Origin of the sequence: Rhodococcus sp. PvR099, assembly GCF_017833315.1 — a bacterium.
Lineage (GTDB): Bacteria > Actinomycetota > Actinomycetes > Mycobacteriales > Mycobacteriaceae > Rhodococcus_G > Rhodococcus_G oryzae.
Map to the genome: position 1 here is coordinate 4,106,093 of NZ_JAFIBV010000001.1, position 25,784 is coordinate 4,131,876.

The window sequence follows — 25,784 nt, forward strand, 5'->3', positions numbered from 1 at the left end:
TGCGGCCCTTGCGGAAACTCGCCCGCCTGTTGTCTACTTCAATAACTGTAGCGAATGGAAGGAGCCTCATGTCGATAGCCGACGTGCTTCGTACCGCGGCCGATCGGTACGGGCCCGCGATCGCGATCGAGGACAGCTGCAAGTCTCGAACGTTCACCGAACTGTCCGACCGGGCGCACGCGCTGGCCGGAGCCCTCGATGACCTCGGGCTCGCCATGGGGGGCCGGGTCGTCGTCCTGCTCGGCAACGTCGTAGAGGCGGTCGAGGTCGATCTCGCGCTGTCGATCGGCGGCTTCGTCCGGGTCGCGCTCAATCCGCGTGTCGGGCCGATGGATTGGGAACGCGTCGTGCACGACTGCGCGCCGGCTGCGCTGATCGTCGACCCTCGGATCGAGGGCGCGGCCGAGTTCGCCGCCCGGACGCTCACCCCGACAGTGATCACCGTCGACGGGACCACGTCGACCGGGCCGTCGCTCGACGAGTTGGCGACGGGTGCCGCACGCCACGCTGCGATGCCTACGCCCGAGCTGGATTCGCTGTGCGCGCTGCACTATTCGTCCGGGACAACCGGGGTCCCGAAGGGCGCCCAACGGACCCACGCGAACCGGCTGGCTTCGCTGGGCGCGATGCGCGATCACGTGCTCGCAGGCACCCTCGACGGCGCCGAGCCGGCGGTGTTCCTGCATGCGGGCCCCGTCATTCACACCAGCGGGCTCTTCGTGTTGCCGTTCCTCGAGGCCGGCGGACGCCAGGTGCTGCTCGATCACATCGGTCCGGCGGGTCTGATCGACGCCGTCGAGGCCCACGCCGCGACGCACACCGCGCTGGTGCCCACGGTCATCGCCCGGCTGCTGGACTTCGACGACGACCGACTGTCGGTGATGCGGCGCATGCGCATGCTCGCGTATGCGGGCGCACCGATGCCGGTCGAGCACCTCCGGCAGGCATACCACCGCATCACGCCCAATCTCGTTCAGTACTACGGGATGGTCGAGGCGATCCCGCCGCTGACCGTGCTGACCGCGGCGGACCACCGGCGCGGCGTACTCGAGAACCCCGACCTGCTCGGATCGGTGGGGCGGGCCTGCCCGGAGGCGGACATTGTCATCCGCGATCTCGGTGATGCCGTCCCCGACGGGGAGGTCGGCGAGCTCGTGGTCGCAGGCCCCGCGGTCAGCCCGGGATATCACAATGCGGGCACGCGAACAGATCTGGGCAAGAGTCATGTCGACGGCGAGCTCTACTCGGGCGACCTCGGTTACCGCGACCAAGACGGCTACATCCACCTGACCGGCCGCAGCAAGGACATGATCATCACCGGCGGATACAACGTCTATCCCCGCGAGGTGGAGGAGGCGATCTCCGCGATCCCCGGGGTCGACGATGTCGTGGTCGTCGGGCTGCCCGACGAGGTGTGGGGGCAACGCATCGTCGCCGCGTACACATCGGCGGCCGACGCGGGGGTCGACGACGACATCGTCCTGGCGGAGAGCCGCAGCCGACTGCCCGACTACAAACGCCCCAAGGCCGCGCACTGCGTCGACCGTCTTCCGTTGACCGCGCTGGGCAAGGTGGACCGGGCGGCGGCCGCCGAGCTTCTCGGTGCCCTCGTCCGTGCCGCATCGTGAACTCACGCAAACACTTACACCGACAGCTCCCGATAGAGGAAACATCATGACCGACTCTTTCCTGTCCACCCTGCGCCTGCCGGTCGTCGCGGCACCGATGTTCCTGGTGTCCGGCCCGGAGCTCGTCACCGCAGCCTGCACCGCAGGCATCGTCGGCTCCTTCCCGACGCAGAACTGCCGCACCGCGGCGGACCTCGACACGTGGATGGGGTCGATCACCGATCAGCTCCGCGCGGCCGAGGCCGCCTCGGTCCCCGTCGCCCCGTGGGCGGCAAACGTGATCACGCACAGCAGCAACGCCCGCCTCGAAGACGACCTGCGCCTCATCGCCGAATACAAGCCGCAGATCGTCATCACCGCCCTGGGGTCCCCGAAGCCCGTGATGGACACCGTCAAGGGGTACGGCGGCACGGTGATCGCCGACGTCGTGAACCTTCGCCTCGCACACAAGGCCGCAGACGCGGGCGTGGACGGCATGGCCTGCGTGTCGGCGGGCGCAGGCGGACACACGGGTCACCTGTCGCCTTTCGCGTTCACCTCTGCCGTGCGCGAGTTCTTCGACGGGATGATCATCATCGGGGGCGGCATCAGCGACGGTCACGGTGTCGCGGGTGCGATCACCGCAGGCGCCGACCTGGTCTACATGGGTACCCGGTTCCTGGCGGCCGCGGAGAGCATGGCCGCGGACGGGTACAAGCAGATGGTCGTCGACCACGGTCCCGACGACCTCGTGGTCAGCTCCGCGATCACCGGCACCCCGGCTTCCTGGCTCAAGCCCAGCCTCGTCGCCTGCGGGCTCGATCCCGACAATCTGACGCCGCCGACCGGGGAGAAGAACTACACCGCCGGTACGGAATCGATGAAGCGATGGAAGGACGTCTGGGCTGCCGGCCAGGGGCTCCAGCCCATCCGGGCGATCGAACCGGTGAGCACGATCGTCGAGAGCATCGAAAAGGAGTACGTCGAAGCGTTGCAGCGGTCTAGTCGGTTGATCGCGACCGCGGTGCGTTGAGGCCCGCGCCGCGCCCGCGCCGCCGACATGTCGCACGCTGTGGCTACGGTTGACCGGTGACCGCCAAGGCCCGCCGCAAGACCAGCCGCCAGTCGACGAAGTCCGACTCCCCCGCCGCCGGTGCGGGGGAACGTATCTGGGTGCTCGAGGTGCCGTTCCGGGCGCACGCCCCCGGCGCGAAGTACTACGGCGGAATCAAAGCCCACGCCTACGTCGGGTCGAGCCTGCCCGAGGAGCTCCGTCCCTACGCGGCGAAGCCGTACTCGTACCAGCAGTGGGTCGAGGACGAGCTGAACGGCACCAGGGGCCTGTCCGCGGAGGCCGCCAGGAAGGAGTTGCGACCCGAACAGATCGAGGGGGCCGCCGCGATCGCCCGGGCGGCCGAGGCGAACTCCCGGGGCTTCTGCCTCTCGGACGACCCTGGCCTTGGCAAGACGCTCAGCGCGATCGCCGGCGCGAAGGCAGTTGCTCAACAGCGCGGTGGCGAGGCGATTCTCGTCACCGTGGACCGTCCCACTTCGATCACCATCCCACACTGGCGTGCGTCGATCGCGGCCGTCGGGGACGGCGGATACCGGTGGCTGATCATCTCCCCCGACCAACTCAAGAAGCTCATCGCCCGCAACGGCAGGCCGAGGTACCGGTTCGATGTCGTCGTCAACGACGAGGCGCACAATTTCCGACACGACTCGCAGCGCACCGACTACCAGCGTCGGGTGACCCGGCACCTCGACCCGCCCGAGAAGGCGCCGTTCGTGATCTCGCTGACCGCGACCCTCGGGCACCACCCCGGCGAGTGGCGCTACCTGTCGTCGCTGCTGGCGCAGGTGCACCGCGAGCCGCCGCAACGGTGGGACGAGCTCGGCGCCCGGCTGGTCGAGCTCGGGGTGCCGCTGGAGCGGTACATGGGCCGCTGGGGGTGGACGGCGGAGGCGAAGGCGTCCGGTCGGGTCCAGGCCGATGCCGTCGCCCTGGTGCGCGACGCGATGACCTCCGCCGAACCGCCGGTGATGCTGCACCGCGACGCGCCATGGGGCCAGGCCCCGATCGACGGGCTCGGCGTCGACCTGACCTTCGAGCAGCGGCGGCAGTACGAGATGGAGTGGGGCGACTACCGGCGCGAGATGCAGCTCGCACGAACCGGTTCCGACACCGCTCGCGGGCGGGCGGCGCTGATCCGGTTCCGGCAGAAGGCCGGGATGATCCGTGCGCCGCACACCGGGGACCTGGTGGCGGCGACCGTGGAACGCGGTTACCAGTGCCTGGTCGCGACGGAGATGGTGAGCACCGGCGCGGAGCCGGTGGCCGACCTGCTCGAGGATCGCGGCATCGCGGTGTCCCGGATCTTCGGCGGCCGCCGCGACGCCGAGAACGAGCGGCTGCGGTTCCAGCGCGGTGAGACCAGGGTGGTCGTGTTCAACACGACCTCCGCGATCAGCCTGCACGCCGCCGAACACCTCGCCGACGGGAGTCGCGCCACCGCCACCCCGCGGATCGGGTTCTTTCACCAGCCCCGGTATTCCGGCATCGCCGCCCGGCAGACCATCGGTCGCGGGCACCGCGACTATCAGGTCTGCCCGTGGTCGCTGCTCTACGCCACCGACACGGTCGAGGAGTCCGCGGCCACCACGATGGTCGACCGGCTGATGGTCACCTCGGCCAGTGTCGACGGCGACACCAGTGCGTTGGCGTCGATCGCCCGGATGTTCAACGCCGACTGGATCGACGAGCGAGCCTTCGATTGAGTTGACGTGCGCGATCCGGGTCCCGCTCAGCGGGACAAATCGGTTCGGTGGTCGGGGCACGGCACCTAGCCTCCGATTCGGACGAACCTGGACGCAGCCATCGGCTCGGGGGATATCTTCGGCAACTGGGTGTCGCTCGGTGCATGCCCATTGACCGATTCGGCATCTGGCCGCATCGCATCGGATCTTCTGTTCGAAGGGAATTTCATGGCGACCTACGTCATCACCGGCTGTGCCTCCGGCATCGGCGCGGCCACCAAGGCGCGGCTGGAATCCGACGGCCACCGCGTCATCGGCGTCGATCTGCACAACGCGGACGTCAACGTCGACCTGAGCACGGCCGACGGGCGCCGCGACGCGATCGCGCAGGTGGCAGCGCTGGCCGACGGCAGCATCGACGGATACGTCCCGTTCGCCGGCCTGGCCGCCGCCGCGGGCCGCCCCGCGAATCTGCTGATCGCGGTCAACTACTTCGGCGCCATCGAACTCCTCGAGGGCCTGCGCCCGCTGTTGGCCGCGGGCAAGAACCCGTCCGTGGTGCTGGTCAGCTCCAACTCCACCACCAGCCAACCGAACTGGCCGACCGATCTCGCCGACGCCTGCCTGGCAGGCGACGAATCGGGCGCCAACGCTGTCGCCGCGACATTCGGGGAGTGGGCCGCCATCCAGGCGTACCCGGCCACCAAGGCCGCGTTGGCCTACTATGCCCGGACGAAGTCCGCCGAGTACATCGCGCAGGGCATCCGACTCAACGCGATCGCGCCCGGCCTGATCGACACCCCGATGACCCAGGAGGGGCGCAAGGACCCGCTGGTCGGCGCGGGCATGGAGCATTTCCTGTCCACCATCCCCGCCGGGCGCGGCGGCAAGCCCGAGGAGGTGGCCGCTCTGGTGGCGTTCCTGCTCGGCCCCGAGGCCAGCTACTTCGTCGGGTCCGTCGTGTTCGTCGACGGTGGCACCGATGCCGCGGCCCGCGGCAAGGACTGGCCGAAGGTGTGGGACCTGAGCTAACCGGTCCTCGAGGGCCGGAAAAGGCGCAGGTCGGCGGCGGCGCCCGCGAGAACTAGACTGGCGGGTGGCCGCCCTGTCGCGGTCACCACCGGAAGGACCACAATCACACACTCTGCTGCCCCGAATGACATCTACTTCGTTCCCCCGGAGCAGGAGACGAGCGACGCCGTGCGGGACGCGTCCGCGGCAGCCGAGGCGCGGCTGCGCGATCGCCCCGAGGTCGTCCGGTTCAAGGGCCGCTTCGCGCTCTCGATCACCACGACGACCCCACACGAGGCCGTGGTGGAGGACCTGCTGTTCATCCGCGACACCCTTGACGCCGCCGGCATCGAATACCTGCTGGTGCGGGGCAACGACGAGCGCCCGGTGATCGCCGTCAACTGGGCCGACCGCAAGATCCTGCGCGCGGCTCTCGTCGCGGCGTGCGAGGACCTCCCGTTCTACTCGAAGACCGTCGATGCCAAACGCAGCCCGGCGGTCCTTGTGGCCGACGGCACGCTGTCGACCACGTCGAAGGCCCGCATCTTCCGGTTGTTCCGGCCGCGGGTCGAGCTGGCGAGCGGACTGAACTACGGGGCGTCGACGGGCGTGCAGATCGAGCTGTGGTCGATATCGGACGACGAGATCGTGTTGCCCATCGAGAACTCGCTGACCCGACGAACAGTGCGCCCCGAAGAGGCCGTGCGGGGCACGGTCGAACGGTTCGGCAAGGTGTGGCCGACCATCGAGAACATGTTTGCCGACCACGCGTCGGACATCAACTTCGATGTGGACCTGGTGTTCTCGTGGGTGGACGGCTCATCCAAGGAATGGCAGGCGCAGCGCGCCAAGCGCATGCAGAACCACGTGGTCGGGGAGGGCGACGACTCCGAGGCCCGCTTCCGTCAGATCGACGAGTTGAAGTATGCGCTGCGGTCCGTCCACATGTATGCGCCGTGGATCCGGCGCATCTTCGTGGCCACCGATTCCGCCCGGCCCGCGTGGCTGGCCAACGACTCCCGGGTCACATTCATGCCGAGCGAGGAGTTCTTCGCCGACACGTCGGTGCTGCCCACCCACAACTCGCAGGCCGTGGAATGCCAGCTGCACCACATCCCCGGCCTTGCCGAGCACTTCCTGTACTCCAACGACGACATGTTCTTCGGCCGGCCGGTCGGACCCCAGATGTTCTTCTCCCCCGGCGGCGTCAGCATGTTCATCGAGGCGACAACGCGAATCGGATTGGGCCACAACGACGGGGAGCGCAGTGGGTTCGAGAACGCGGCGCGGGTCAACCGTCGGTTGCTGCAGGAGCGCTTCGGTCTGATGACCACCCGGCACCTCGAGCATGCGGCCACTCCGCTGCGCAAGAGCGTGATGGCCGAGATGGAGAAGGAGTTCCCCGACGAGTTCGCGGCCACGGCCGCAAGTACTTTCCGGGCGAGCTCCAACATTTCGGTCACCAACTCGCTGTATCACTACTACGCGTTGATGAGCGGACGCGCGGTGGCACAGACCGCGGCCCGGGTGAAGTACGTGGACACCACCATGAAATCCGGTCTCAAGGAAATGGATTCGCTGCTCGCCAAAAGATCGATGGACTTTTTCTGCCTCAACGACGGCAGCGCGCCCGAGATCGATCTCGAGCTGCGCACCGCGAAGGTGACGCAGTTCCTGGAGAACTACTTCCCCATCCCCGCACCCTGGGAGTCCTGAAGCGCTCTATACCCTTGGCTGTCTCACCGTCCCGGACGCGCGTGCGTCAGGTGGGACACCGATCCGGACCCCGGCCACTTCTTGAGCCCAACGCGATCGGGCGTGACCCGCTTCTTCACGAACTGGGCCTCGAGTTCCGGGTCGGCGGCGCCAGTGAACCGCCACAGCGTGGTGTCGGTCGTGCGTGGCGCCATCGCCCACGACTCGGCGCGGTACACCGCCCGAACAATGTTGTCCGCAAACACGATCACCGGAATGTTGACGGTCTCGCGAACAGCGTTCCCGGCCGCCCACGACTGACGTGCCATCGCGTAGATCTCATCCTGAGTCGCCCCCCGTTTCGCCGCTCCCTTCACCTCGACCAGGAAGCACGGCGTGGGTAGGTCCGGCACCGGTTCCGCCGCATACTGCAGCACCAGATCATCTACCGGTGCAGCCGTGAGCTCGAGAGTTTCGCCTGCGAGGTTGGTGAGGCCGGGAGTTTCGGTCTCCTGCTCGAGCAGGCCGAGCACGCCTGCGAGCGCCATGCGAACCCCGTCCGCGGCCCGATCGTCGTCGGTGGCCGTGATCTGATGCTGCACAATGTAGTGCTCCACCTCGTGGCCGGCGTCGTAGATGCTGCGAATACGCCTGATGCTCGCGGTGGTGACCTCGGGGCGGTCCGTCTCCTGGCCCTCGAGCAACTGACGACTCTCGGTCTCCTCCAGCGCCGCCCACACGTGGCCGAATACGCGGTTGCCGCGTCCACTCCCCACGTAGAAAACCGACCGGTTGCGTGGATCCAACAGCGCGTACACGTACACGCCCAACTGTTCGGCCACCCGCGCGGGCAGTGGTTTCGGGGCGGGACGAGTCTGATGAACCGTCGTCACGATCAGGCGCAGCGCCGCGAGCCTGAGGGCCACCGGGACACCGTGGCCGTCACCGTCGATCCGATCGAACAGCGCTGCCGATGCCGCCTGCACCGACGTGAACGTCCGCCCCACATTTCGCCCGAGGGCCGTGGCCACATCGGCGAACTGCGCCAGCCGCACCCGCGGATCCGGCGATGCGTCGGCCAGGTCGTTGGATGCGAGAAAGGTCTGGACCTCTGGCGAGGCAAGCCAGCGCGGTGTGATGTCGATCGGAACTGTCCAGACGGTAGCCATGCCCCGACTCTAGTGAACGTCGCCGTGAAAGTAGCTGGTCGCGCGCCGGCTACACCCGGTCGGCACTCACCGGCACCACCGGGAGTTCGCTGTCTGCGATCCGAACCCGAGCCGAGGCGAGTCGCCGCGCGGTCTCCCCTGCGGTGACGTACTCGCCGACGATGTCATGGCCGCCCATCGGGACGACGGAATGAACGATGGTGCCTGGGTAGACGTGCACCATGTTGTGGCCCTGGGCGCCGTCGCGTCCGCGCTGGGCTCCTGGCGGCACGGTGAGATCCTGCGTGTAGCAGGTGGCGGAGGCGACAGAGACGGGGATGCCGGCGAACGTCGCGGTCGTCGAGTAGTGAAGATGGCCTGCCAGGATGGCCCGCACATCGCTGCCGCGCAGTACCTCGGCGAGCCGCGTCTGGTCGCGCAACTCCACGAGCACCGCGAGATCCTGCACGCACGGAACCGGCGGGTGGTGCAGCGCCAGGATGGTGCCGTGTGGTGCAGGCGTCTCGAGTTCGGCTGCAAGCCAACGTAGTTGGGCCTCACCGATCTCGCCGTAGTGGTGTCCGGGCACCGTCGAGTCGAGGGTGATGATGCGCAGGCCGTCGACATCGTAGGTGCGATCGACCGGCCCGGTTTGCGGATCCTCGTCGAAGAGCACGGCGCGGAAGTGGGCGCGGTCGTCGTGATTGCCCATGGCCCAGATGACCTGCGCACCGAGAGAGTCCGCGACGGGGTCGACGAGGGCGCGAAGCTTCGCATAGGCGCCGGGTTCGCCCTTGTCGGCGAGGTCGCCGGTGAACACCAGCGCATCGGGCCTCGCCTGTGACGCCTCGATCTCGGCGAAGATCTGCCGTAGTCGGGCCTCGCTGTCGACCCCGCCGTAGAGCGCGCCGGGGCGATCGAGCAGGTGGGTATCGCTCAGGTGGAGTAGGACGTGTGATGGGCGCGGATACTCGGCCGTGCGCATGGTGCTGATCGGTCTCTCGCTTCCGCTCGCCCCCGACGTGCAGGTGCCCGGCTGGGGGCACCTACCCGGACTCCACACTAGCCAGGTGGACGCCCGGAGGCCGAAGGTGTGGCAGATCGACGCCTGAGCCTCGCGGCACGGCGGGTCGGACCCGGGAACCGGGCCGACCCGCCGTCCGGGGCTAGGATCCCGTCCGGATCCATTCCTCCAGGTGCGGCGACTCGGTGCCGATCGTGGTGCCGTCGCCGTGCCCGGTGTGCACCCGGGTCTCCGCCGGTAGCGCGAACAGTCGGTCGCGGATCGACCCGATGATCGTCGGGAAATCGGAGAACGAGCGCCCGGTCGCCCCCGGTCCACCGGAGAACAGGGTGTCGCCGCTGAACAGCTCGCCCGCCTCGGGCAGGTACAGGCAGGTCGAGCCCGGAGAGTGGCCGGGCGTGTGGATGGCCTGGATCTCCGTGCCCGCCACCGCGATACGCTGACCGTCCTCGAGCGGCAGGTGCGCGACCTCGGGGTGGGTCATCCGCCACAGCACGTCGTCGGCGGGGTGCAGCAGGATCGGGGCATCCAGACGTTCCGACAGCTCCGGCGCGACAGTCACGTGGTCGTTGTGCCCGTGGGTGAGCACGATCGCCTTCACCCGCCTGCCTGCGACCGCATCGATGATCGGCTGCGCGGTGTGTGCGGCGTCGACGATCACCACCTCGGAGTCGTCGCCGATCAGCCAGATGTTGTTGTCGACGTCCCAGGTGCCACCGTCGAGGCTGAACGTCCCCGACGTGACGACCCGGTCGACCCTCAGCGCGCCGCTCACAGCACGACCACCGAACGCAGCACCTCGCCGCGGTGCATGGACTCGAAGGCCTGCTCCACCTCGTCGAGCGCGATCCGCTCGGTGACGAACTTCTCCAGCGGCAGCCGACCCTGCTGGTACAGGTCCACGAGCATCGGGAAGTCGCGCTCGGGCAGGCAGTCGCCGTACCAGGACGACTTCAGTGCCCCGCCACGGGAGAAGAAGTCGATGAGCGGCATCTCCAGCGTCATGTCCGGGGTGGGCACGCCGACCAGGACCACCGTGCCGGCCAGGTCGCGCGCGTAGAACGCCTGCTTCCAGGTCTCCGGCCGCCCGACTGCGTCCACCACCACGTCGGCGCCGAAGCCACCGGTCAGTTCCTGTACGGCCTCGACCACGTCGTCGACCTCGGCGGCGTTGATCGTGTGGGTGGCGCCGAGTTCGGTAGCCCACTCGAGCTTGCGGGGGTCGCGGTCGATCGCGATGATCGTGCCCGCGCCCGCCAGCCGGGACCCCATGATCGCGGCGTCACCGACGCCGCCGCAGCCGATGACCGCGACGGAGTCGCCGCGGCCGACGTTGCCGGTGTTCATGGCCGCACCCATGCCCGCCATGACGCCGCAGCCGAGCAGACCCACCACCGCGGGATCCGCGGACGGGTCCACCTTCGTGCACTGACCGGCGTGTACCAGGGTCTTGTCTGCGAACGCGCCGATGCCGAGGGCGGGACTGAGCTCGGTGCCGTCCTGGAGGGTCATCTTCTGCGTCGCGTTGAAGGTGTCGAAACAGTACTGGGGGCGTCCGCGCTTGCAGGCGCGGCACTGACCGCAGACCGCCCGCCAGTTCAGCACCACGAAATCGCCCACCTCGACCGAATCGACACCCGCGCCGATGCTCTCGACGATGCCGGCCGCCTCGTGTCCGAGCAGGAACGGGTACTCGTCGTTGATGCCCCCGTCGCGGTAGGTGAGGTCCGTGTGGCAGACCCCGCAGGTCGAGACGGCGACGACGACCTCACCGGGCCCGGGGTCGGGGATGATGATCGTCGCGATCTCGACCGGCGCTCCCTTGGAGCGGGCGATGACACCCCGAACCTGCTGCGACATGGCGTTGTCTCCTTCGAACTCGTGTGGATTCATGGCGGTACGAGCGCCGGGTTCGACGGTAGTCCAACCGGCGTCCGCAGTGCCCGGACCGCGTCCAACGGAGATAGTTTGCGTGGACCGATGAGTTTTCCGATCGGCGGCGGTCTAACCGTTCGACGACCTCGGAAGCCGAGGACGCAGCGACGCAACCGATGACAGGAGCAGACAATGTCCCGCATGCTTTTCGTGAACCTGGCAGTGAAGAACATCGAGGCGACCCGGAAGTTCTTCGACGGACTCGGATTCGGGTTCAACGAGACCTTCAGCGACGAGAACTGTGCCTCGATGGTGATCAACGACCTGACCACGGTGATGCTGCTGCAGGAGGCGCGGTTCCGCGACTTCATCTCCGACGACATCTGCGACACCTCGAAGTCTCGTGAGGCCCTGCTGTGCATTTCCGCGGACAGCCGGGAGGAGGTCGACTCGCTGGTCGACACCGCCATCGGCGCGGGCGGCTCGGCCTGGATGGAGGCGCAGGACCAGGGCTTCATGTACGGCCGCGCGTTCCGTGACCTGGACGGGCACGTCTGGGAGGTCATGTGGATGGACCCCGCCGCCATCGGCTGACCGGATATTGTCGAACTGCGCGTAGACCCCGCACGGGCAGGACGGTCCGCATGGCCGAACCGATCGACGAGCAGTTCATCGAGTCCGTCGGGGCGATGGCGAGCCCGACCCCCTGGCGCTCGCCCGCCCCGACGGAACCCGTCCGCGAGGGTTCGGTGCTCACCGTGGCCCGCTGCCTGGAGCTCTTCGATGCCCAGCTCGGGAGCAGACACCTCGATCTCGCCGCCCGCGTGCTGCAGGCCGGTGGCGCGGGCTTCTACACGATCGGTTCGTCGGGTCACGAGGGCAACGCGGCGGTGGCGGGCGCGCTGCGGCCGACCGACCCGGCGCTGTTGCACTACCGGTCCGGCGGCTTCTTCCTCGAACGCGCGCGCCAGGTGGGCGGCGGCGATCCGCTGCGGGACGTGCTGCTCGGGGTGGTCGCGGCCGCCGCCGACCCGATCTCCGGCGGGCGGCACAAGGTGTTCGGCCGCCACGACCTCGCGGTGATCCCGCAGACCTCCACGATCGCCTCACACCTGCCGCGCGCGGTGGGCGTCGCGTTCGCGATCGGCAGGGCCCGCAGGCTGGGTGTCGATACGCCCTGGCCCGCGGATGCGGTGGCCGTGTGCAGCTTCGGGGACGCCTCCGCCAATCACTCGACGGCGGTCGGCGCGATCAACGCGGCGGCGCTGGGTGCGTACGAGGGTCTACCGCTGCCCTTGCTGTTGGTGTGCGAGGACAACGGCATCGGCGTCAGCGTGCCCACCCCCGGGGGCTGGATCGAGTCCGCCTACTCGGGCCGGGTGGGGCTCGAGTACTTCGCTGCGGACGGCTGCGACCTCGCCGCCGCCGTCGACGCGGCAACGCGCGCCGCACACTGGGTGCGCGAGCACCGGCGCCCGGCGTTCCTGCACCTGCGCACGGTCCGGCTGATGGGGCACGCGGGCTCGGACGTGGAATCGGCCTACCGATCTCCCGCGGTGATCGCCGCCGAACAGCGCCGTGACCCGCTGCTCGGCACCGCCCGGCTGCTCGTCGAGTCGGGGGCCCTTGCGCCTGCCGAGGTGCTTGCCCGGTACCGGCGCAAGCGCGACGACGTGCTGGCGCTCGCTCGCGAGGTCGCCCTGCTCCCCCGGCTGACGACCGCGGACGCTGTGATGTCGCCGCTGCGCGGACCGGACCCCGGTTCGGTGTCCGCCGGGGTCGACAAACCGGCCGAGACACGTTCTCGAGCACAGGTTTTCGACGGTGCACTGCCGGAGTATGCGGGTCGTCTCACCCTGGCGCAGTCGATCAACCGTGCCCTGCTCGACACCCTCGCTGCGTACCAAGAGGCGATGGTCTTCGGTGAGGACGTTGCCCGCAAGGGTGGCGTCTACGGCGTCACAAGGGGGCTCGCGAACCGGGCGGGTACGGCTCGGGTATTCGACACCCCGCTCGACGAACAGACCGTGCTCGGGCTCGCGCTCGGCGCGGGTGTCTCCGGGCTGCTGCCCATCCCGGAGATCCAATATCTCGCCTATCTGCACAACGCGGAGGATCAGATCCGGGGCGAGGCAGCGACATTGGGCTTCTTCTCGTCCGGCCGCTACCGAAACCCGATGGTGGTGCGGGTCGCAGGCTACGGCTACCAGAAGGGCTTCGGGGGTCACTTCCACAACGACGACGCGGTCGCCGTGCTGCGTGACATCCCGGGCTTGGTGCTGGCCTCCCCCGCCCGGCCCGAGGACGCCGCCCCGATGCTCCGCACCTGTGTCGCGGCCGCGAAAACCGAAGGCGCGGTGTGCGTTTTCCTCGAACCGATCGCGCTGTACCACGAGCGGGACCTGCACGAGCCCGGGGACGAGGGCTGGCTGGCGCCGTACGAGGGGCCGGGCGGTTGGGCTGCGGCGCACGTACCGATCGGGAGTGGACGCACCCACGGGGACGGAGCGGACCTGACCATCGTGACGTTCGGCAACGGACTCCGGATGAGCCTGCGGGTCGCCCGGCGGCTGCGCACGCGCGGCCTCGACGCGCGCGTGTTCGACCTGCGCTGGCTGGCACCGCTGCCCGTGGCGGACCTGCTCCGCGAGGCGCGGGTCACCGGGCGGGTGCTGGTGGTCGACGAGACCCGCCGGTCGGGCGGTGTCTCGGAGGGGGTGATCGCGGCGCTCGTCGACTCGGGTTTCGAGGGCGCGATCGCGCGGGTCACGAGCGAGGACAGCTTCGTCCCGCTCGGCGAGGCCGCGCGCCTGGTGCTGGTCTCCGAGGAGCAGATCGAGGCGGCGGCGGTGGGTCTGGTCGGCCGCAGCCGGTGATGGTCAGGGCCGGTCGAGCTCCATCGCGACCGCCCGCACCGGCGCACCGTCGCCGCCAGCCAGCTTCAGCGGCAGGATGCTGATCAGCGGGTCCGGGAAGTCGACGAGTTCGAGGTTGCAGAGGTTCTCGGCGATCACGCCGCCCGCTTTCGCGATCAGGTGGTGCGCCGGATAGTCCGTGTCCTCATCGCCGGACGGGTCGACGCTCGGCGCGTCGAGGCAGAACGCCCGCACCCCGCGCTCGAGCAGCAGCGCGCAGGCGTCGGCGCCGAGGAACGGGTGGTCGTAGTAGACGTCGGTGCCGTAGTGCCGGTCCCACCCGGTGTGGACGAGCGCGATGTCGCCGGTCCGCACCGATTCGGCGGGCCCGGCGATCATCGCCGCGGTGATCGGCTGCCGAGGGGCCAGTCCGCGCAGGTCGAAGACGACACCGCGACCGACGAAGAGCGACAGGTCCATTCGGTCGATCGGGGTGTCGCCGTCCCGCAGGTGTACCGGCGCGTCCACGTGGGTGCCGGACTGCGATCCCATCTCCACACGCAGGACGTTGTAGCCGTCGCGGGCCACGGTGCAGTGCGGTGTCAGCCTCGCTGCCGGGTCGCCGGGGTACACCGGCATGCCGGTGTCGATCGGGTGTGAGAGGTCCACGATCCTGCGCACCACGCTCACGGCCTCACCTCCATCGTGTGTCGACCAGTATCACCCGCGCAACGGGTACTCGAAGCCAGGAACGAGCCGCCCGGCGACCCAGGCGGCCACCAGCACGATCGCCACCGCGGGTATCAGGGTGTGCGGGAGGTAGCCCAGGCCGGGGCCGGTGAGCCCGATGCTGCCCGCGCACAGCGCCGCGGGGATGTGCGGCGCGCGCAGGATGGCCATCAGCGCGACCGCGGCGACCACCGAGGCCGCGACGGCGGCCTCCGACGGTCCGAGGATCGCGGTGGTGGGGAGCGCCGTCGCCGCAGCGGCCGGGTAGGCCCGCAGGATCGCTCCCGGCCTCGCGGGCGGTCCGGAGGGGGCGAGCGCGATCAGGGCTGCCGATGCCACGAACGGCAGCGCGAAGACCGCGAGGCCGAGCAGGTGTTCGGCCGTGGCCAGGGACGCGATGATGGTCAGTGCCGCCGCGGCCGCGCTGAGGGCCGAGGCGGTGGTGCCGCGGCGGGCGATCGTGGCGGAGGCGTTGGTGAGGACGGACATGGGGCTCCTTCTTGCAGGCGTTGCGGGATCAGAGGTTTCGACGGAGGAAGTCCCGGATCAGCTCGGCGATCTCCTGTCCGTGGGTCTCCAGCGCGAAGTGGCCCGCGTCGAGCAGGTGGATCTCCGCGTCGGGGAGATCGGTCGCGAACGCCTCGGCGCCTGCGGGGCCGAAGATCTCGTCGCCGCGGCCCCATGCGACCAGCGTGGGCGGCCGATGGGTCCGGAAGTACTCCTGGAAGGCGGGGTACCCGTCGAGGTTGAACTGGTAGTCCAAGAACAACTGGAGCTGAATCTCCTTGTTGCCCGGCCGGTCCAGGCCCGCCTGGTCCGTCAACCAGGTCTCGGGCGCGATCCGGTCCAGCCGGTCGGCGGGGACGCCGTGGGTGTACTGCCATCGCGTCGCGTCGAGCTCGAGGAGTTCGCGGACCGCGGGCTCGTGCTCCGCGCGGTTCTGCGCGTGCGCGAACAGCACGTCCCAGAACGGGGTGAATCCCTCCCGGTAGGCATTGCCGCTCTGAGTGATCAGCGCGGTGACACGCTCCGGGTGCTTGGCGGCGATCCGCAGCCCGATCGGTGCGCCGTAGTCCTGGATGTAGAGCGCGAAGCGGTCGATGCCGAGGCGGCCGAGCAGCTGATCGGTGATCTCGGCGAGGCGGTCGAAGCTGTAGTCGAACTCGTCGACCGCGGGCATCGAGGAGCGCCCGAAGCCGATGTGGTCGGGCGCGACAACGTGGAACTCGTCCGCGAGTTCGGAGATCAGGTTCCGGAACATGTGTGAGCTGCTCGGAAACCCGTGCAGGAGAACGAGGGTCGGGTTGTCCGGGTGGCCGGACTCCCGATAGAAGACCTCGAGTCCGTCGATGGTCGCGGTGCGGTGGCGGGTGTCGAAGCTGGACATGGTGGCTCCTGACTCTCTAGGGAGAACGAGCGTTCTCCCTCATGGCGTGTACAGTAGAGAACGATGGTTCTCCGCGCAAGTGTCGAGGTGAGAGAGTGGATCCGGATACCGCTGACACCCAGCTGCTCGACGCAGCCGAGGCACTGTTCAACGAGCGCGGCGTGCAGGCCGTCGGGATGGACGAGATCCGCACGAGGTCCGGGGTCTCCCTCAAGCGCCTCTACCGGCTGTATCCGGCGAAGGACCGGCTGGTCGAGGCGGTGCTGCGCAGGCGCGACCTCGTCGTGCGGGAGGAGCTGGCCCGGTTCCTGGAGCCGATCGACGATCCCCGTGACCGGGTCCTCGGCGTTTTCGACTACCTGGACGACTGGTTTCGGCGGGAGGACTTCCGGGGCTGCACCTTCATCAACACCTTCGGCGAGCTGGGCGGGGGGAACCAGGCCGTCGCCGACATCGCCAAGGCGAACAAGGCCGCACTGCTCGAGTGCCTGCGCGAGCTGGTCTCCGCCGCGGGCCTACCGGCGCCGCTGGCCGACCAGCTCGCGATCCTCGCGAACGGCGCGATGGCGACCGCCGCGATCGCCCGCTCACCGCTGCCCGCCCGGCAGGCCCGCGATGCCGCACGCGTGCTACTGGACGCGGTGAGCTGACGACCACGCGGGGGCGTCACCCTCGCCGGCGGATCCGCCGGTCGACCGCCCGCGCGGTCGCGATCGGGTCCCATACCTCTTGGCGGGCCCGTACGAGGGGGTAGCAAGCGAGTCCGAGGAGTGCGGCGGTGAGGTGGCCGACGTCGGTGAAGGTGACGCCGCCGAGCAGCGGCACCGCATAGAAGACGAGCACGCCGGCCAGGTAGACGTACCGCCATGGCGGGGCGATCCGATACGTCAGTACAGCGACCACGCCCGCGAGGGCATAGCTGACTCCGTAGTCGAGGGTATCGACCGCGGACTCCGGGGCGCGACCGTGCTGGATCGCCCAGTACAGGACGCCCTCGCTGATGTAGGTGGCGCCGACGTGCGCGATCACCACGACGACGAGCCACCGAAGCGTGCCGAGCCAGCGTTCGGCCGGCACATGGAAGACGTTGTAGACGACGAAGTAGGTGATCCAGCCGCCGCCCGCGAGCCAGAACGCGCTGGTGATCAGCACCCGTATCGGGTCCTCGGCCAGGTGGTGCAGGTTGGTCGACCGATTGCCGAGCACGTCGGTCAGGAGGTCCGGCGCCAGGTGGCGGCTCACCACGGTCGTCGCGAGCAGGATTGCCAGCCAGATGAACGTGCCCGGTGCGCGCCGGATGTAGGCCCACACGGCACGCGGCACGGAGGTCAGCTCCCGGGGGGTCGGTAGGTCGCGGGGCGCTTGGCCGCGTCGTCGATCTGCTCGGGGGTGAGCAGGGCGACGGTCACGGTGCGGGCCGCGCCGCTCGCGGCGGTGCGGATGCTCAGCGCCGCCGCGGCAACCTCGTCGGGCACCTCGCCGATGACGTAGAGGTCGTGGCCGCCGAACGCGAAGTGGCAGCTCTCGACGGTCCCGCCGACGCTCTCGACCGCCTGCACGATCGCGTCGCGGCGTCGCGATCCGCCTTCGGTGAGTAGGCCTTGTGCGCCATCGTGCGTGTAGCCGACCTGCCACAGGTACTTGGGCATGATGATGTCCCTCGGCTCGGTTTCTGGGGCGTATCCATCGTCCTCCTCCCGGCCGGGGACCGGTGCGGTATCGCGGAAACGACGACGGATCTACGCTCGGCTCATGGCGGAAGTCCGCATCGGGATCTCCGGATGGGCGTATCCCGGCTGGCGCGGCGATTTCTATCCCGCCGGCCTGGAGCACCGGCGGGAGCTGGCGTACGCCGCGTCCCGAATGGCGTCGATCGAGATCAACGGATCCTTCTACGCGCTGCAAACGCCCGATTCCTTCGCCCGGTGGCGGGACGCGACGCCCGACGGATTCGTGTTCGCGGTCAAGGGCGGCCGCTACATCACGCACATGAAGCGCCTGCGCGACGTCGACACCGCATTGGCCAACTTCTTCGCGTCCGGCCCGCTCGCGCTGCACGCCAAGCTCGGCCCGATCCTGTGGCAGCTTCCGCCCACGCTCGCATTCGACGCCGACCGCCTCGCCCCGTTCCTCGCCGCGCTGCCGCGGACCACGATGGCGGCAGCGGAGCTCGCCGGGCGCCACGACGACAAGGTGCCCGAGGGGGGTGTGCTCACCGTCGCCGATGCGCCGAGGCCGGTCCGGCATGCCCTCGAGGCGCGCCACAGCAGCTTCGGTGACCCGGAGGCGGTAGCGCTGATCGAGCAGAACGGGGTGGCCCTGGTGGTCGCGGACTCAGCGGGCCGGTACCCGATATTCGACAGGTGCACAAGCGATTTCATGTATGTACGGCTGCACGGTGACACCGAGCTCTATGCGAGCGGCTACGGCGACCACGTCCTCGACACATGGGCGACGCGGATCGGGGGTTGGTGCGCCGACGGGCTCGACGTGTACGTCTATCTCGACAACGACGCGCGCGGTCGCGCACCGTTCGACGCGATCGCGCTCCGGCGGCGCCTCGGTGGGGTCTGACGGGCCGGCGACGGGTTCCTCGCGGCCCGGTGGCTCATTCCTCGGGCAGCTCGACGCCCAGTGCCGCGGCCCGCTCGGCCACCGCCTCGGGGAAGACGTTCCGGAACAGGTAGGGGTCCTTGCCGATCACCCATCCGGGGGCGAGCCTGGTGGCGTACCGCTCGAAGTAGCCGAGCTGCTTGCCGAACAGGACCAGCTCCTCCGGGCTGGCGACTCCCCACTGCTTGCCGAGCTGGACCAGCGCCATGATGAGCGTGCCGAGGTTCAGTTCGGCCAGGTCATTGGTGAACACCGGGGCCAGGACGGCGGCCACCTGCATGCCGATCTCGGCGTCGCCTGCCTCGATGTCCGCGGTGTAGCCGAGGTCGCGGATGCCGCGCGCCACCCGTGCGAAATCGCCGTCGATGAGGTTGGCGTAGAACATGTCCCGCAGGATCGACCGCCAGACCTCGGGCAGCTCGCCGACGATGCCGAAGTCGAGGAAGGCGATGCGGCCGTCGTCGAGCGCCCAGAGGTTCCCCGCGTGCACATCGCCGTGGAAAGGGCCGTGGACGGTGATCGACTCGATCCACGCCTTGACGCCGCGCCGGATCAGCATCGTGGTGTCGTGATCGGCGTCGGGGACGAACCGGTCGAGGGGGACGCCGTGCAGCCGTTCCATGCAGATCACGTGCGGGCCGCAGTAGTCCCAGTACACCTCCGGCGCCGTCACTCCCTTGTTGTCGCCGAATGACCAGATGGCGTCTCGAAACCGGGTCTGCCGGTCGGCCTCGACGGCGCTGTTGAGTTCCGTCATGGTGGCGGCGTGCAGGTCCCTGATGATGGCGGTCGCGTTCGCGATCCGGAAGAACTCGAAGAGTCGCTCGAGCAGTTTGGCGCCGCCGTACGCGGTGCGCAGGTCGACGAGCATGCGGTGATAGATGCCAGGCCTCTGCACCTTGATCACGGCCTCGCGGCCGTCGTGGAGTACACAGGCATGCACCTGCGCGACGGACGCCGCGGCCAGGGGCTCGTCGTCGAAGCTCGCGAAGATCTCGTCGACGCGCCCGCCGAGGTCGCCCTCGATGACCTCCCTCGCCTTCTGCGCGGACACCGGCGGCACGTCGTCGAGACAGCGCAGGCAGGCGTTGGCGAGTGGGGCAGGGAACACCCCGGAGGAGGAAGCCATCAGCTGCCCGAGTTTGACGAAGGTCGGGCCCAGCGCCTCGAAGGCGTTGACCACACCCTCCGACGCGGCGTCGGCCCAGGTCTCGCCGCGCCGCAGGAACGGCTTGGTGAGCACCGCGTACCCCGCGCAGGCGATGATCACCACCCCGACCACAAGGGCGCGCCACAGCTGGGCGGGGCCGAACTTGTTGAGGTCGGGCATGTGGACCGACAGCGCGGCCGGGGGCGGTCCCGACGCGTAGGGACCGACGGGACTCGAATGGTTGGACTGTGACACCGTTCACCTCGATTCGGGTCCAGCCAGCGTAGGGGTGGCGGCCTATTCCGTCGACACCCGGCCCGGGAGACACGGAGTTCCCGCACGTCGATGTTAGATTCCGACCACAACGTGGTCAGCCCGGGTGGCGGGTCTGCGGGCCCGAGCAGAGCTCAACGCGGAGGTGCCTTTGACACGCAGGCTTGCCGTTCTGGTCGCGGCCGTGGTGATCGGTTCCTGTGCGGTGGTCTATGCGGAGAAACCGGATGCCGTCGCGGCTCCGCTGGGTTCGGACCGAGCGGGGGCGAAGGGCAGCGGATCCTGTGCCGCCGACCTGGTGACCACCACGGCGGCGCTGCTGCCGGATAAGCTCGAGATCCCGGTGCCGTTGCCGGTGGTCACCGCGGTGCCGTTTCCGGCGCCGACGACCACCCCGACCCGGATTCCCGCGCAGGCGCTGCCGTCGGACCCCTGTGCGGATCCCTGCCCGGACCTGACCGACGAGGCGCCCGCCGGCCCGGACACGCTGCTGAAGGCGCTGCGGATCCCCGAGATCGGTTTCAAGTTCCAGCCTTTTCACCTGGGCATTCCGGTCCCCGGGCCGGATCAAGGGCAGCAGGCGGTCGCGCCGGTTCCGGTGTTCCCGCCGACGGAGGCGGCGACGCACGCGGCCCCGCGCCCCATCCCAGAGGTCGGCGCGGTCACCCGGGTCGCGAAGTTGACGGGTGCCGGCTCGATCAACCGCACGGACAAGCGCTGGCAGGTGAACGGAACCGATCTGGGCATCATGTGGGAGAGCGCGCCCGGCGAGGTCGCCGTCGCGTTCGGCGACACCGTCGGCCGGGGCTTCCACCCGCCTGGCGGCCAGGGCGGCGACTGGCGCAGCAATGTGCTTGCCTTCAGCAGCGACGGGAACCTTTCTGACGGTATGAGTTTCGACTCCATGGTGCAGGACGATCGCTGTCACGCGGCGGAGCTGCTCAGCAGCAGGAAGCTGGACAACGTGGAGATCACCACCATTCCCACCTCGGGCTTCGCGATCGGTGAGCGGCAGTACATGAGCTATATGTCCATCCGCACGTGGAACAGCATCCCCGGCACCTGGTTCACCAATCACGGCGGCATCGCCTACTCCGACGACCACGGCCAGACCTGGGCCAAGGATCCGTATGCGCGGTGGGACAACATATTCGGGCTCTCCAACTTCCAGGTGAGTGCGATGGTCCCGCAGGGCGAGTACGTCTACATGTTCGGCACCCCCAACACCCGGCTCGGCGACCTGGGGCTGGCCCGGGTGCCGGTCGGGGAGGTGCTCAACACGTCGGCGTACCAGTACTGGCAGAACGGGGTCTGGACGCCGGTCGGTGGACAGGCGGCCGCGACGCCGGTGGTGCGCGGCCCGGTGGCCGAGGTGTCGGTCCGGTACGACGAGGTCCGGCGGGTCTGGCAGATGGTCTATCTGGACACCGCCAGGACCGCGATCGTGCTGCGTGAATCCGACTCGCCGCAGGGGGAGTGGTCGGAGCAGGCGCCGCTGGTCAGCGTCACCGAGTACCCCGAGCTGTACGGTGGCTTCATCCACCCCTGGTCGACAGGTGACGACCTGTACTTCACCATCTCGACGTGGTCCGACTACAACGTCTTCCTCATGCGCGCCGAGCTGAACTGAGTCGGATCACTCTGGACTCCAGGAGTGTGGCGGTACCGGAACATGGTGCCGCCACAACGAATTCGAAGGAGCAGAACCACCCGATGTGGCCCACCGAATGGCCGTCCGCCGCCCGTGAGATCGCCGATGCGACCGACGTTGCCGTCGCCGCGGCCCGCACCGCCGAACCCGAGCCGTTCGCGGAGGCATCCGCCCGGCTCGCCGCCCTCGATCAGGAGCAGGTCACCGTGGTGCACGCGTCGATCGTGCGCGAGTTGCTCGAGGAGTTGCATCCCGACGGTCTGACCGGTGACGACGTGCAGGCCGTGCTCGAGCGCTGCGCCCGGTCCGCCGCGTCGTGGGTGACCGATCTGGACGTGTCGGTGCTCGTCGTGGTGCTGACCGGTGCGCTGGGACTGACCGACCCAGACGAGGACCCGCGCCCGCTCGCCCGCGCGGACCTGCCCCGGTACGCGACCCTGGTGATCGCGGACCTGCTCGCGGCCGCGGACGCGCCGGGGTCGGGCTACATCCGGCGGGCGATCGGCGAGGTCGCCCGCGCGCAGACCGTGGAGATGCCCTGAACCGCTAGCCGTGCAGGATGTTCGCGGCCGCGATCATCGTCTCGACGGACGACTCCGTCGCGGTGTCCGCGAGGCCTGCCGCCCAATGCCTGCGCCCGTCGTGCTCGCACAGCAGGAAGGTCGCGGTGCGGCCGCCTCCGACCTTCAGCTGGTGGAAGGACAGGATCTCCATCGGCAGGCCTGCGTCGTAGAGCATCGAGGTGAGCGCCGCGATCGGCCCGGCCGCGGTGGCCTCTGCCTGGTGGATGGTGTCGCCGAGGGCGAGGGTGGCCCGGAACTCGGAGCGGCCGGCGCCGAGGGCATGTGCGGACCATCGGCCGAAGCGGATCGGACCGCCGGTCGGCGAGTAGGTGGCGAGGAAGGTGCGCCAGCTCATGCCGGCGGCCTCGGTGCGCAGGGCGCGGGGGAGCGGGAGACCGAAACGCAGCGCGAACGGGTCAGACGCAGGGGTGGTGGCGGCGTGCGAGGCGAATGCCTGAAGAGAGTTCATTGAAGCGGTCTTCCTGGATGGAGAGGAAGGACCAACAGATAGCTCGACGACCCGCAGCGAGGGGTCGGTCCGAATCAGACCCCGCTACGGGCGGAATACGAGCTTGATGCGCTTCATGGGGTCCGAATGTAGAGGCGAAACCGCGATGACGCAACTGTGGCAGAGAATCGCCCCGCGAAATTGAACGCTTGTCCATATGTAGTTAAATAGTTGGACGTTTGTTCATATAAGTATCTACGCGCGAACCGGCCCTGTGCCGGGCCCGGGCGACAGCCCTTCGGCGTCGCCCCTCGTGTCCCCTGTTCCACTCGATCGGAGGATCTCAATGTCCCGTCCCATGATGCGTCGCATCGCGTCTGTGGTTGCCGCCACGGCACTGATCGCCGGTGGTCTCGCGATCGGCGCGGGTACCGCTGCGGCTGCCCAGGCGCCCTACTCGGCCACCAAGACCACGAGCAACATCAAGGTGACCAAGAGCGTCGTCGGTGACGGCACGGTCGCGCCGGGGCAGAAGGTGACCTACCGGACCACCATCGCTACCACCGCCCATCCCGATCGGTTCATCAACCGGGTCACCGACTTCCACCCGGCCGGCTTCAAGTACGTCAACGGGAGCGCGAAGCTCACCGCCTGGCACCTCGTCGGCGGCGTGAAGACCGAAAACGTGACGCCCGAGGTCGACGTCAACAACAACACGGTCTCGGTGCCCAGCACCGGGATGGCGATCTCCCAGACCGACAGCAAGACCGTCACTTTCGAGGTGACCTACCTGGTGCCGGAGAATGCGCAGATCGGCACCGCGCCCGACAGTGGCGTGTCCTTCGACGTGTCGGGCTTCACGACCACCCAGACCTTCAACCCGATGGGTGTGAGCGCCACCATCCGTGGTCTCAACCCGGGTGAGGCGGCCGCCACCGGTTCTTCGGAGCTGGGCCTCGGATCGTCCGACGGCGAGGGTGGCACCACCGGCTCCGCGGGATCCGCGATCGTCGAGAACCCGACGGGCTTCGTCGTGGATGTGCTGCGCGGGGTCGTCGGCAGCTAGTCGCACGTGCCTGAGCAAGGGGCCGTCCGGATACTCCGGACTGCCCCTTGTTTTGTCTAACGATTTATCAAGTGCGACAGGAGTTTTCGAAATCCTGCGCGAACGCGGGTGTCGGTCCATACGATGGCGCGACGCACGTTCGGGTCCTGGGTCTCAGCGGTACCGAGGTGTCGTGAGTCTGTCCCCGACGAATGGAGATCCCGCATGTCCCGTCCCACGATGAGCCGCCTCGTATCCGCAGTCGCTGTCTCGGCCCTCCTCGCAAGCGGCGGCCTGGCCCTCGGCGCGGGCGCCGCCTCGGCCGCACCGAGCCTGTTCGACTTCGGCTCCACGGCGGGGGGACCGGCTCAGCTGGATCTGGGCTCCAGCTCGAACGGTCAGGAGCTGCCCGCCTCCGCCACTGTGACCACCGACAATCTCGCGGTGACCAAGGCCGTCGTCGGCAGCAACAAGATCGCGACCACCGGTCAGGTCACCTATCGGACCACCATCGCGGCCACCGGCGGACCGGACCGGCTCATCAACAAGATCGCCGACATCTTCCCGTTCGCCCTCAGCTACGTGTCGGGGAGCGCGACCGTCACCTCGTGGCAGGACGGCCAGATGAAGACCGAGGGTGTCGTCCCCGCCGAGGCCAACGGGCGCCTCGCCGTGTCCGAGGATGTCGGCTGGGTCGTCTCGGCGACGGGCAACAAGACCGTCACCTTCGAGGTGACCTACCGCGTGCGCACCGACATCTCGTTCGACATCGACGTCTTCGACAGCGGCACCGCGATCGAGGTCAGTGGCCAGGCTGCCCAGGAATGGCCCGATATGGGTGTGAAGATCGGGCTGCTCGGACCGAGCGGCTCCTAGCCGATCGCGGCCGGTCGGCAATGGGTCCATCCGGAGCCATTGCCGCTCAGGCCATGTCGTCCTCGTCGCCGGGGGTCACCCGCCGCAACCCGCGGTAGGCCTCCGCGGGGGTGCGGCGGCCTGCGACCACCGCCTCGACCTCAGCGGCGATCGGCATCTCGACGTCGTAGTCGCGGGCCAGCTCCATCACGGTCGGGGCCGTCTTGACGCCCTCGGCGACCTGACCGAGCTCGGCGAGGGTCTGCTCGATCGTGAGCCCGCGGGCGAGCGCCTCGCCGACGCGGCGGTTGCGGGAGGCCGGGCTGATGCAGGTCGCGATCAGGTCGCCGACGCCGGTGAGTCCGGCGAACGTGCGCGGGTTGGCCCCCATCGCCTCGCCGAGCCGGGTCATCTCGGCGAGCCCGCGGGCGAGCACCATCGCCCGGGTGTTGTCCCCGACCCCGAGGCCGTCGGCCATGCCCGCGGCGATCGCCACGATGTTCTTGAGGATGCCGCCGAGCTCGCAGCCGAGCACGTCGGTGTTGCGGTAGACGCGGAACACCGGCGAGGCGAACAGCGGCTGCAGCGCGGTGGCCACCCGGTCGTCCTGGGTCGCGACCACCGAGGCTGCGGCCAGGCCGTCGACGATCTCCCTTGCGATGTTCGGTCCGGCCAGCAGCCCGACCGGATGACCGGGCAGACACTCGGCGATCACCTCGGTGGGCCGCTGCCTGGTCCCGGGCTCGAGCCCCTTGGCCAGCGACAGCACCGGCACCCATGCGCGAACCCCGTTGGAGATCTCGCTCAGCGTCGAGCGCACCGCGTGCGAGGGCACCCCGACCACCAGGACGTCGGCCTCGTTGGCGGCCTCGGCGATATCGGAGGTCGCGCGCAGGTCAGGCGAAAGGGCCCGGTCGCCGAGGTAGCGGGAATTGCGATGCTCGGAATTGACCTCATCGGCGGTGTTCGGATCGCGGGCCCACAGCAGCGTCGGGGTGTTCCGCGCGGCGAGGCCGGCGACAGTGGTTCCCCACGAGCCGGCCCCCAGCACCACCACCCGTACCGGCCGCGCCATCACCGATCACCCAGTCCGCCATC

At 69.1% G+C, this 25,784-nt stretch carries 26 protein-coding genes; 14 read left to right on the forward strand and 12 right to left on the reverse strand.

Annotation, left to right across the window (positions count from 1 at the left end):
- Positions 1 to 68 precede the first annotated feature (68 nt).
- From JOE46_RS18885 to JOE46_RS18905, 5 genes are all read left to right on the forward strand, one after another.
- A complete protein-coding gene (locus tag JOE46_RS18885; RefSeq protein WP_209928115.1) occupies positions 69 to 1,628 on the forward strand; it encodes a class I adenylate-forming enzyme family protein in 1,560 nt (519 codons plus the stop codon).
- 46 nt (positions 1,629 to 1,674) lie between these two features.
- Positions 1,675 to 2,640 carry a nitronate monooxygenase family protein gene (locus tag JOE46_RS18890; RefSeq protein ID WP_097213509.1) on the forward strand — a complete coding sequence of 322 codons (966 nt, stop codon included), beginning with the start codon at positions 1,675 to 1,677 and terminating at the stop codon, positions 2,638 to 2,640.
- A gap of 56 nt (positions 2,641 to 2,696) precedes the next feature.
- A complete protein-coding gene (locus tag JOE46_RS18895; protein WP_209928117.1) occupies positions 2,697 to 4,385 on the forward strand; it encodes a DEAD/DEAH box helicase family protein in 1,689 nt (562 codons plus the stop codon).
- Positions 4,386 to 4,592: 207 nt separating this feature from the next.
- Positions 4,593 to 5,396: an SDR family oxidoreductase gene (locus JOE46_RS18900; RefSeq protein WP_097213507.1), complete on the forward strand. Its 804-nt coding sequence runs from the start codon at positions 4,593 to 4,595 to the stop codon at positions 5,394 to 5,396.
- 201 nt (positions 5,397 to 5,597) lie between these two features.
- Positions 5,598 to 7,091 (forward strand): stealth family protein, encoded by a 1,494-nt coding sequence (locus JOE46_RS18905; RefSeq protein ID WP_245222095.1) that lies wholly within the window; start codon positions 5,598 to 5,600, stop codon positions 7,089 to 7,091.
- Positions 7,092 to 7,114: 23 nt separating this feature from the next.
- On the opposite strand, the gene JOE46_RS18910 is transcribed toward JOE46_RS18905, so the two are convergent.
- Together JOE46_RS18910 and JOE46_RS18915 are read right to left on the reverse strand one after the other, a co-directional pair.
- On the reverse strand, positions 7,115 to 8,239 hold the full coding sequence (locus JOE46_RS18910; protein ID WP_097213505.1) for a hypothetical protein: 1,125 nt from the start codon (positions 8,237 to 8,239) through the stop codon (positions 7,115 to 7,117).
- A 49-nt stretch (positions 8,240 to 8,288) separates the two neighbouring features.
- Positions 8,289 to 9,203, reverse strand: coding sequence for a phosphodiesterase (locus JOE46_RS18915; RefSeq protein ID WP_097213504.1), 915 nt, complete (start codon positions 9,201 to 9,203; stop codon positions 8,289 to 8,291).
- On the opposite strand from JOE46_RS18915, the gene JOE46_RS26850 reads away from it, so the two are divergent.
- Positions 9,196 to 9,330 carry a hypothetical protein gene (locus JOE46_RS26850; protein ID WP_257017716.1) on the forward strand — a complete coding sequence of 45 codons (135 nt, stop codon included), beginning with the start codon at positions 9,196 to 9,198 and terminating at the stop codon, positions 9,328 to 9,330. The genes JOE46_RS18915 and JOE46_RS26850 overlap by 8 nt on opposite strands.
- A gap of 54 nt (positions 9,331 to 9,384) precedes the next feature.
- Here JOE46_RS26850 and JOE46_RS18920 read toward each other — a convergent pair whose 3' ends face one another.
- Both JOE46_RS18920 and JOE46_RS18925 read right to left on the reverse strand, forming a co-directional pair.
- Positions 9,385 to 10,017 carry an MBL fold metallo-hydrolase gene (locus JOE46_RS18920; protein WP_097213503.1) on the reverse strand — a complete coding sequence of 211 codons (633 nt, stop codon included), beginning with the start codon at positions 10,015 to 10,017 and terminating at the stop codon, positions 9,385 to 9,387.
- Positions 10,014 to 11,102 carry an S-(hydroxymethyl)mycothiol dehydrogenase gene (locus JOE46_RS18925; protein WP_097213547.1) on the reverse strand — a complete coding sequence of 363 codons (1,089 nt, stop codon included), beginning with the start codon at positions 11,100 to 11,102 and terminating at the stop codon, positions 10,014 to 10,016. Before JOE46_RS18925 ends, JOE46_RS18920 begins: the two co-directional genes overlap by 4 nt.
- 207 nt (positions 11,103 to 11,309) lie before the next feature.
- Here JOE46_RS18925 and JOE46_RS18930 point away from each other — a divergent pair, with 207 nt between their 5' ends.
- Both JOE46_RS18930 and JOE46_RS18935 read left to right on the forward strand, forming a co-directional pair.
- Positions 11,310 to 11,711, forward strand: coding sequence for a VOC family protein (locus JOE46_RS18930; RefSeq protein ID WP_136907663.1), 402 nt, complete (start codon positions 11,310 to 11,312; stop codon positions 11,709 to 11,711).
- A 50-nt stretch (positions 11,712 to 11,761) separates the two neighbouring features.
- A complete protein-coding gene (locus JOE46_RS18935) occupies positions 11,762 to 13,993 on the forward strand; it encodes a thiamine pyrophosphate-dependent enzyme (protein WP_097213501.1) in 2,232 nt (743 codons plus the stop codon).
- 3 nt (positions 13,994 to 13,996) lie between these two features.
- Here JOE46_RS18935 and JOE46_RS18940 read toward each other — a convergent pair whose 3' ends face one another.
- From JOE46_RS18940 to JOE46_RS18950, 3 genes are read right to left on the reverse strand one after another with little or no spacing between them, the layout of a single operon-like run.
- Positions 13,997 to 14,662: a cyclase family protein gene (locus JOE46_RS18940; RefSeq protein ID WP_097213500.1), complete on the reverse strand. Its 666-nt coding sequence runs from the start codon at positions 14,660 to 14,662 to the stop codon at positions 13,997 to 13,999.
- 30 nt (positions 14,663 to 14,692) lie between these two features.
- Positions 14,693 to 15,190, reverse strand: a complete 498-nt coding sequence (locus tag JOE46_RS18945; protein ID WP_097213499.1) for an HPP family protein — start codon at positions 15,188 to 15,190, stop codon at positions 14,693 to 14,695.
- 28 nt (positions 15,191 to 15,218) lie between these two features.
- Positions 15,219 to 16,088, reverse strand: coding sequence for an alpha/beta fold hydrolase (locus tag JOE46_RS18950; protein WP_097213498.1), 870 nt, complete (start codon positions 16,086 to 16,088; stop codon positions 15,219 to 15,221).
- A 95-nt stretch (positions 16,089 to 16,183) separates the two neighbouring features.
- Between JOE46_RS18950 and JOE46_RS18955 the strand changes: the two genes are divergently transcribed.
- On the forward strand, positions 16,184 to 16,738 hold the full coding sequence (locus JOE46_RS18955) for a TetR/AcrR family transcriptional regulator (RefSeq protein WP_097213497.1): 555 nt from the start codon (positions 16,184 to 16,186) through the stop codon (positions 16,736 to 16,738).
- Between the two features lie 16 nt (positions 16,739 to 16,754).
- Here JOE46_RS18955 and JOE46_RS18960 read toward each other — a convergent pair whose 3' ends face one another.
- Both JOE46_RS18960 and JOE46_RS18965 read right to left on the reverse strand, forming a co-directional pair.
- Complete coding sequence (locus tag JOE46_RS18960) at positions 16,755 to 17,420, reverse strand: rhomboid-like protein (RefSeq protein ID WP_097213546.1); 666 nt, start codon at positions 17,418 to 17,420, stop codon at positions 16,755 to 16,757.
- On the reverse strand, positions 17,417 to 17,737 hold the full coding sequence (locus JOE46_RS18965) for a GYD domain-containing protein (protein ID WP_097213496.1): 321 nt from the start codon (positions 17,735 to 17,737) through the stop codon (positions 17,417 to 17,419). Before JOE46_RS18965 ends, JOE46_RS18960 begins: the two co-directional genes overlap by 4 nt.
- 103 nt (positions 17,738 to 17,840) lie before the next feature.
- Here JOE46_RS18965 and JOE46_RS18970 point away from each other — a divergent pair, with 103 nt between their 5' ends.
- The gene (locus JOE46_RS18970; protein WP_097213495.1) at positions 17,841 to 18,662 is read left to right on the forward strand and encodes a DUF72 domain-containing protein; all 822 of its coding nucleotides are present in this window, start codon (positions 17,841 to 17,843) and stop codon (positions 18,660 to 18,662) included.
- A 34-nt stretch (positions 18,663 to 18,696) separates the two neighbouring features.
- On the opposite strand, the gene JOE46_RS18975 is transcribed toward JOE46_RS18970, so the two are convergent.
- Positions 18,697 to 20,031: an AarF/ABC1/UbiB kinase family protein gene (locus JOE46_RS18975; protein WP_097213545.1), complete on the reverse strand. Its 1,335-nt coding sequence runs from the start codon at positions 20,029 to 20,031 to the stop codon at positions 18,697 to 18,699.
- A gap of 244 nt (positions 20,032 to 20,275) precedes the next feature.
- On the opposite strand from JOE46_RS18975, the gene JOE46_RS18980 reads away from it, so the two are divergent.
- Both JOE46_RS18980 and JOE46_RS18985 read left to right on the forward strand, forming a co-directional pair.
- Entirely contained in the window at positions 20,276 to 21,754 is a 1,479-nt protein-coding gene (locus tag JOE46_RS18980; RefSeq protein ID WP_209928118.1) for a DUF4185 domain-containing protein, read from the forward strand.
- Positions 21,755 to 21,837: 83 nt separating this feature from the next.
- Positions 21,838 to 22,317, forward strand: coding sequence for a hypothetical protein (locus JOE46_RS18985; protein WP_097213494.1), 480 nt, complete (start codon positions 21,838 to 21,840; stop codon positions 22,315 to 22,317).
- Between the two features lie 4 nt (positions 22,318 to 22,321).
- On the opposite strand, the gene JOE46_RS18990 is transcribed toward JOE46_RS18985, so the two are convergent.
- Positions 22,322 to 22,807 (reverse strand): alpha-isopropylmalate synthase regulatory domain-containing protein, encoded by a 486-nt coding sequence (locus JOE46_RS18990; protein WP_097213493.1) that lies wholly within the window; start codon positions 22,805 to 22,807, stop codon positions 22,322 to 22,324.
- Between the two features lie 325 nt (positions 22,808 to 23,132).
- Between JOE46_RS18990 and JOE46_RS18995 the strand changes: the two genes are divergently transcribed.
- Both JOE46_RS18995 and JOE46_RS19000 read left to right on the forward strand, forming a co-directional pair.
- Positions 23,133 to 23,852 (forward strand): hypothetical protein, encoded by a 720-nt coding sequence (locus tag JOE46_RS18995; protein ID WP_245221109.1) that lies wholly within the window; start codon positions 23,133 to 23,135, stop codon positions 23,850 to 23,852.
- 219 nt (positions 23,853 to 24,071) lie between these two features.
- Positions 24,072 to 24,707 carry a hypothetical protein gene (locus tag JOE46_RS19000; protein WP_209928119.1) on the forward strand — a complete coding sequence of 212 codons (636 nt, stop codon included), beginning with the start codon at positions 24,072 to 24,074 and terminating at the stop codon, positions 24,705 to 24,707.
- Between the two features lie 46 nt (positions 24,708 to 24,753).
- Here the strand turns inward: JOE46_RS19000 and JOE46_RS19005 are convergent, their stop codons facing one another.
- On the reverse strand, positions 24,754 to 25,761 hold the full coding sequence (locus tag JOE46_RS19005) for an NAD(P)H-dependent glycerol-3-phosphate dehydrogenase (RefSeq protein ID WP_136907685.1): 1,008 nt from the start codon (positions 25,759 to 25,761) through the stop codon (positions 24,754 to 24,756).
- Positions 25,762 to 25,784: the final 23 nt, after the last annotated feature.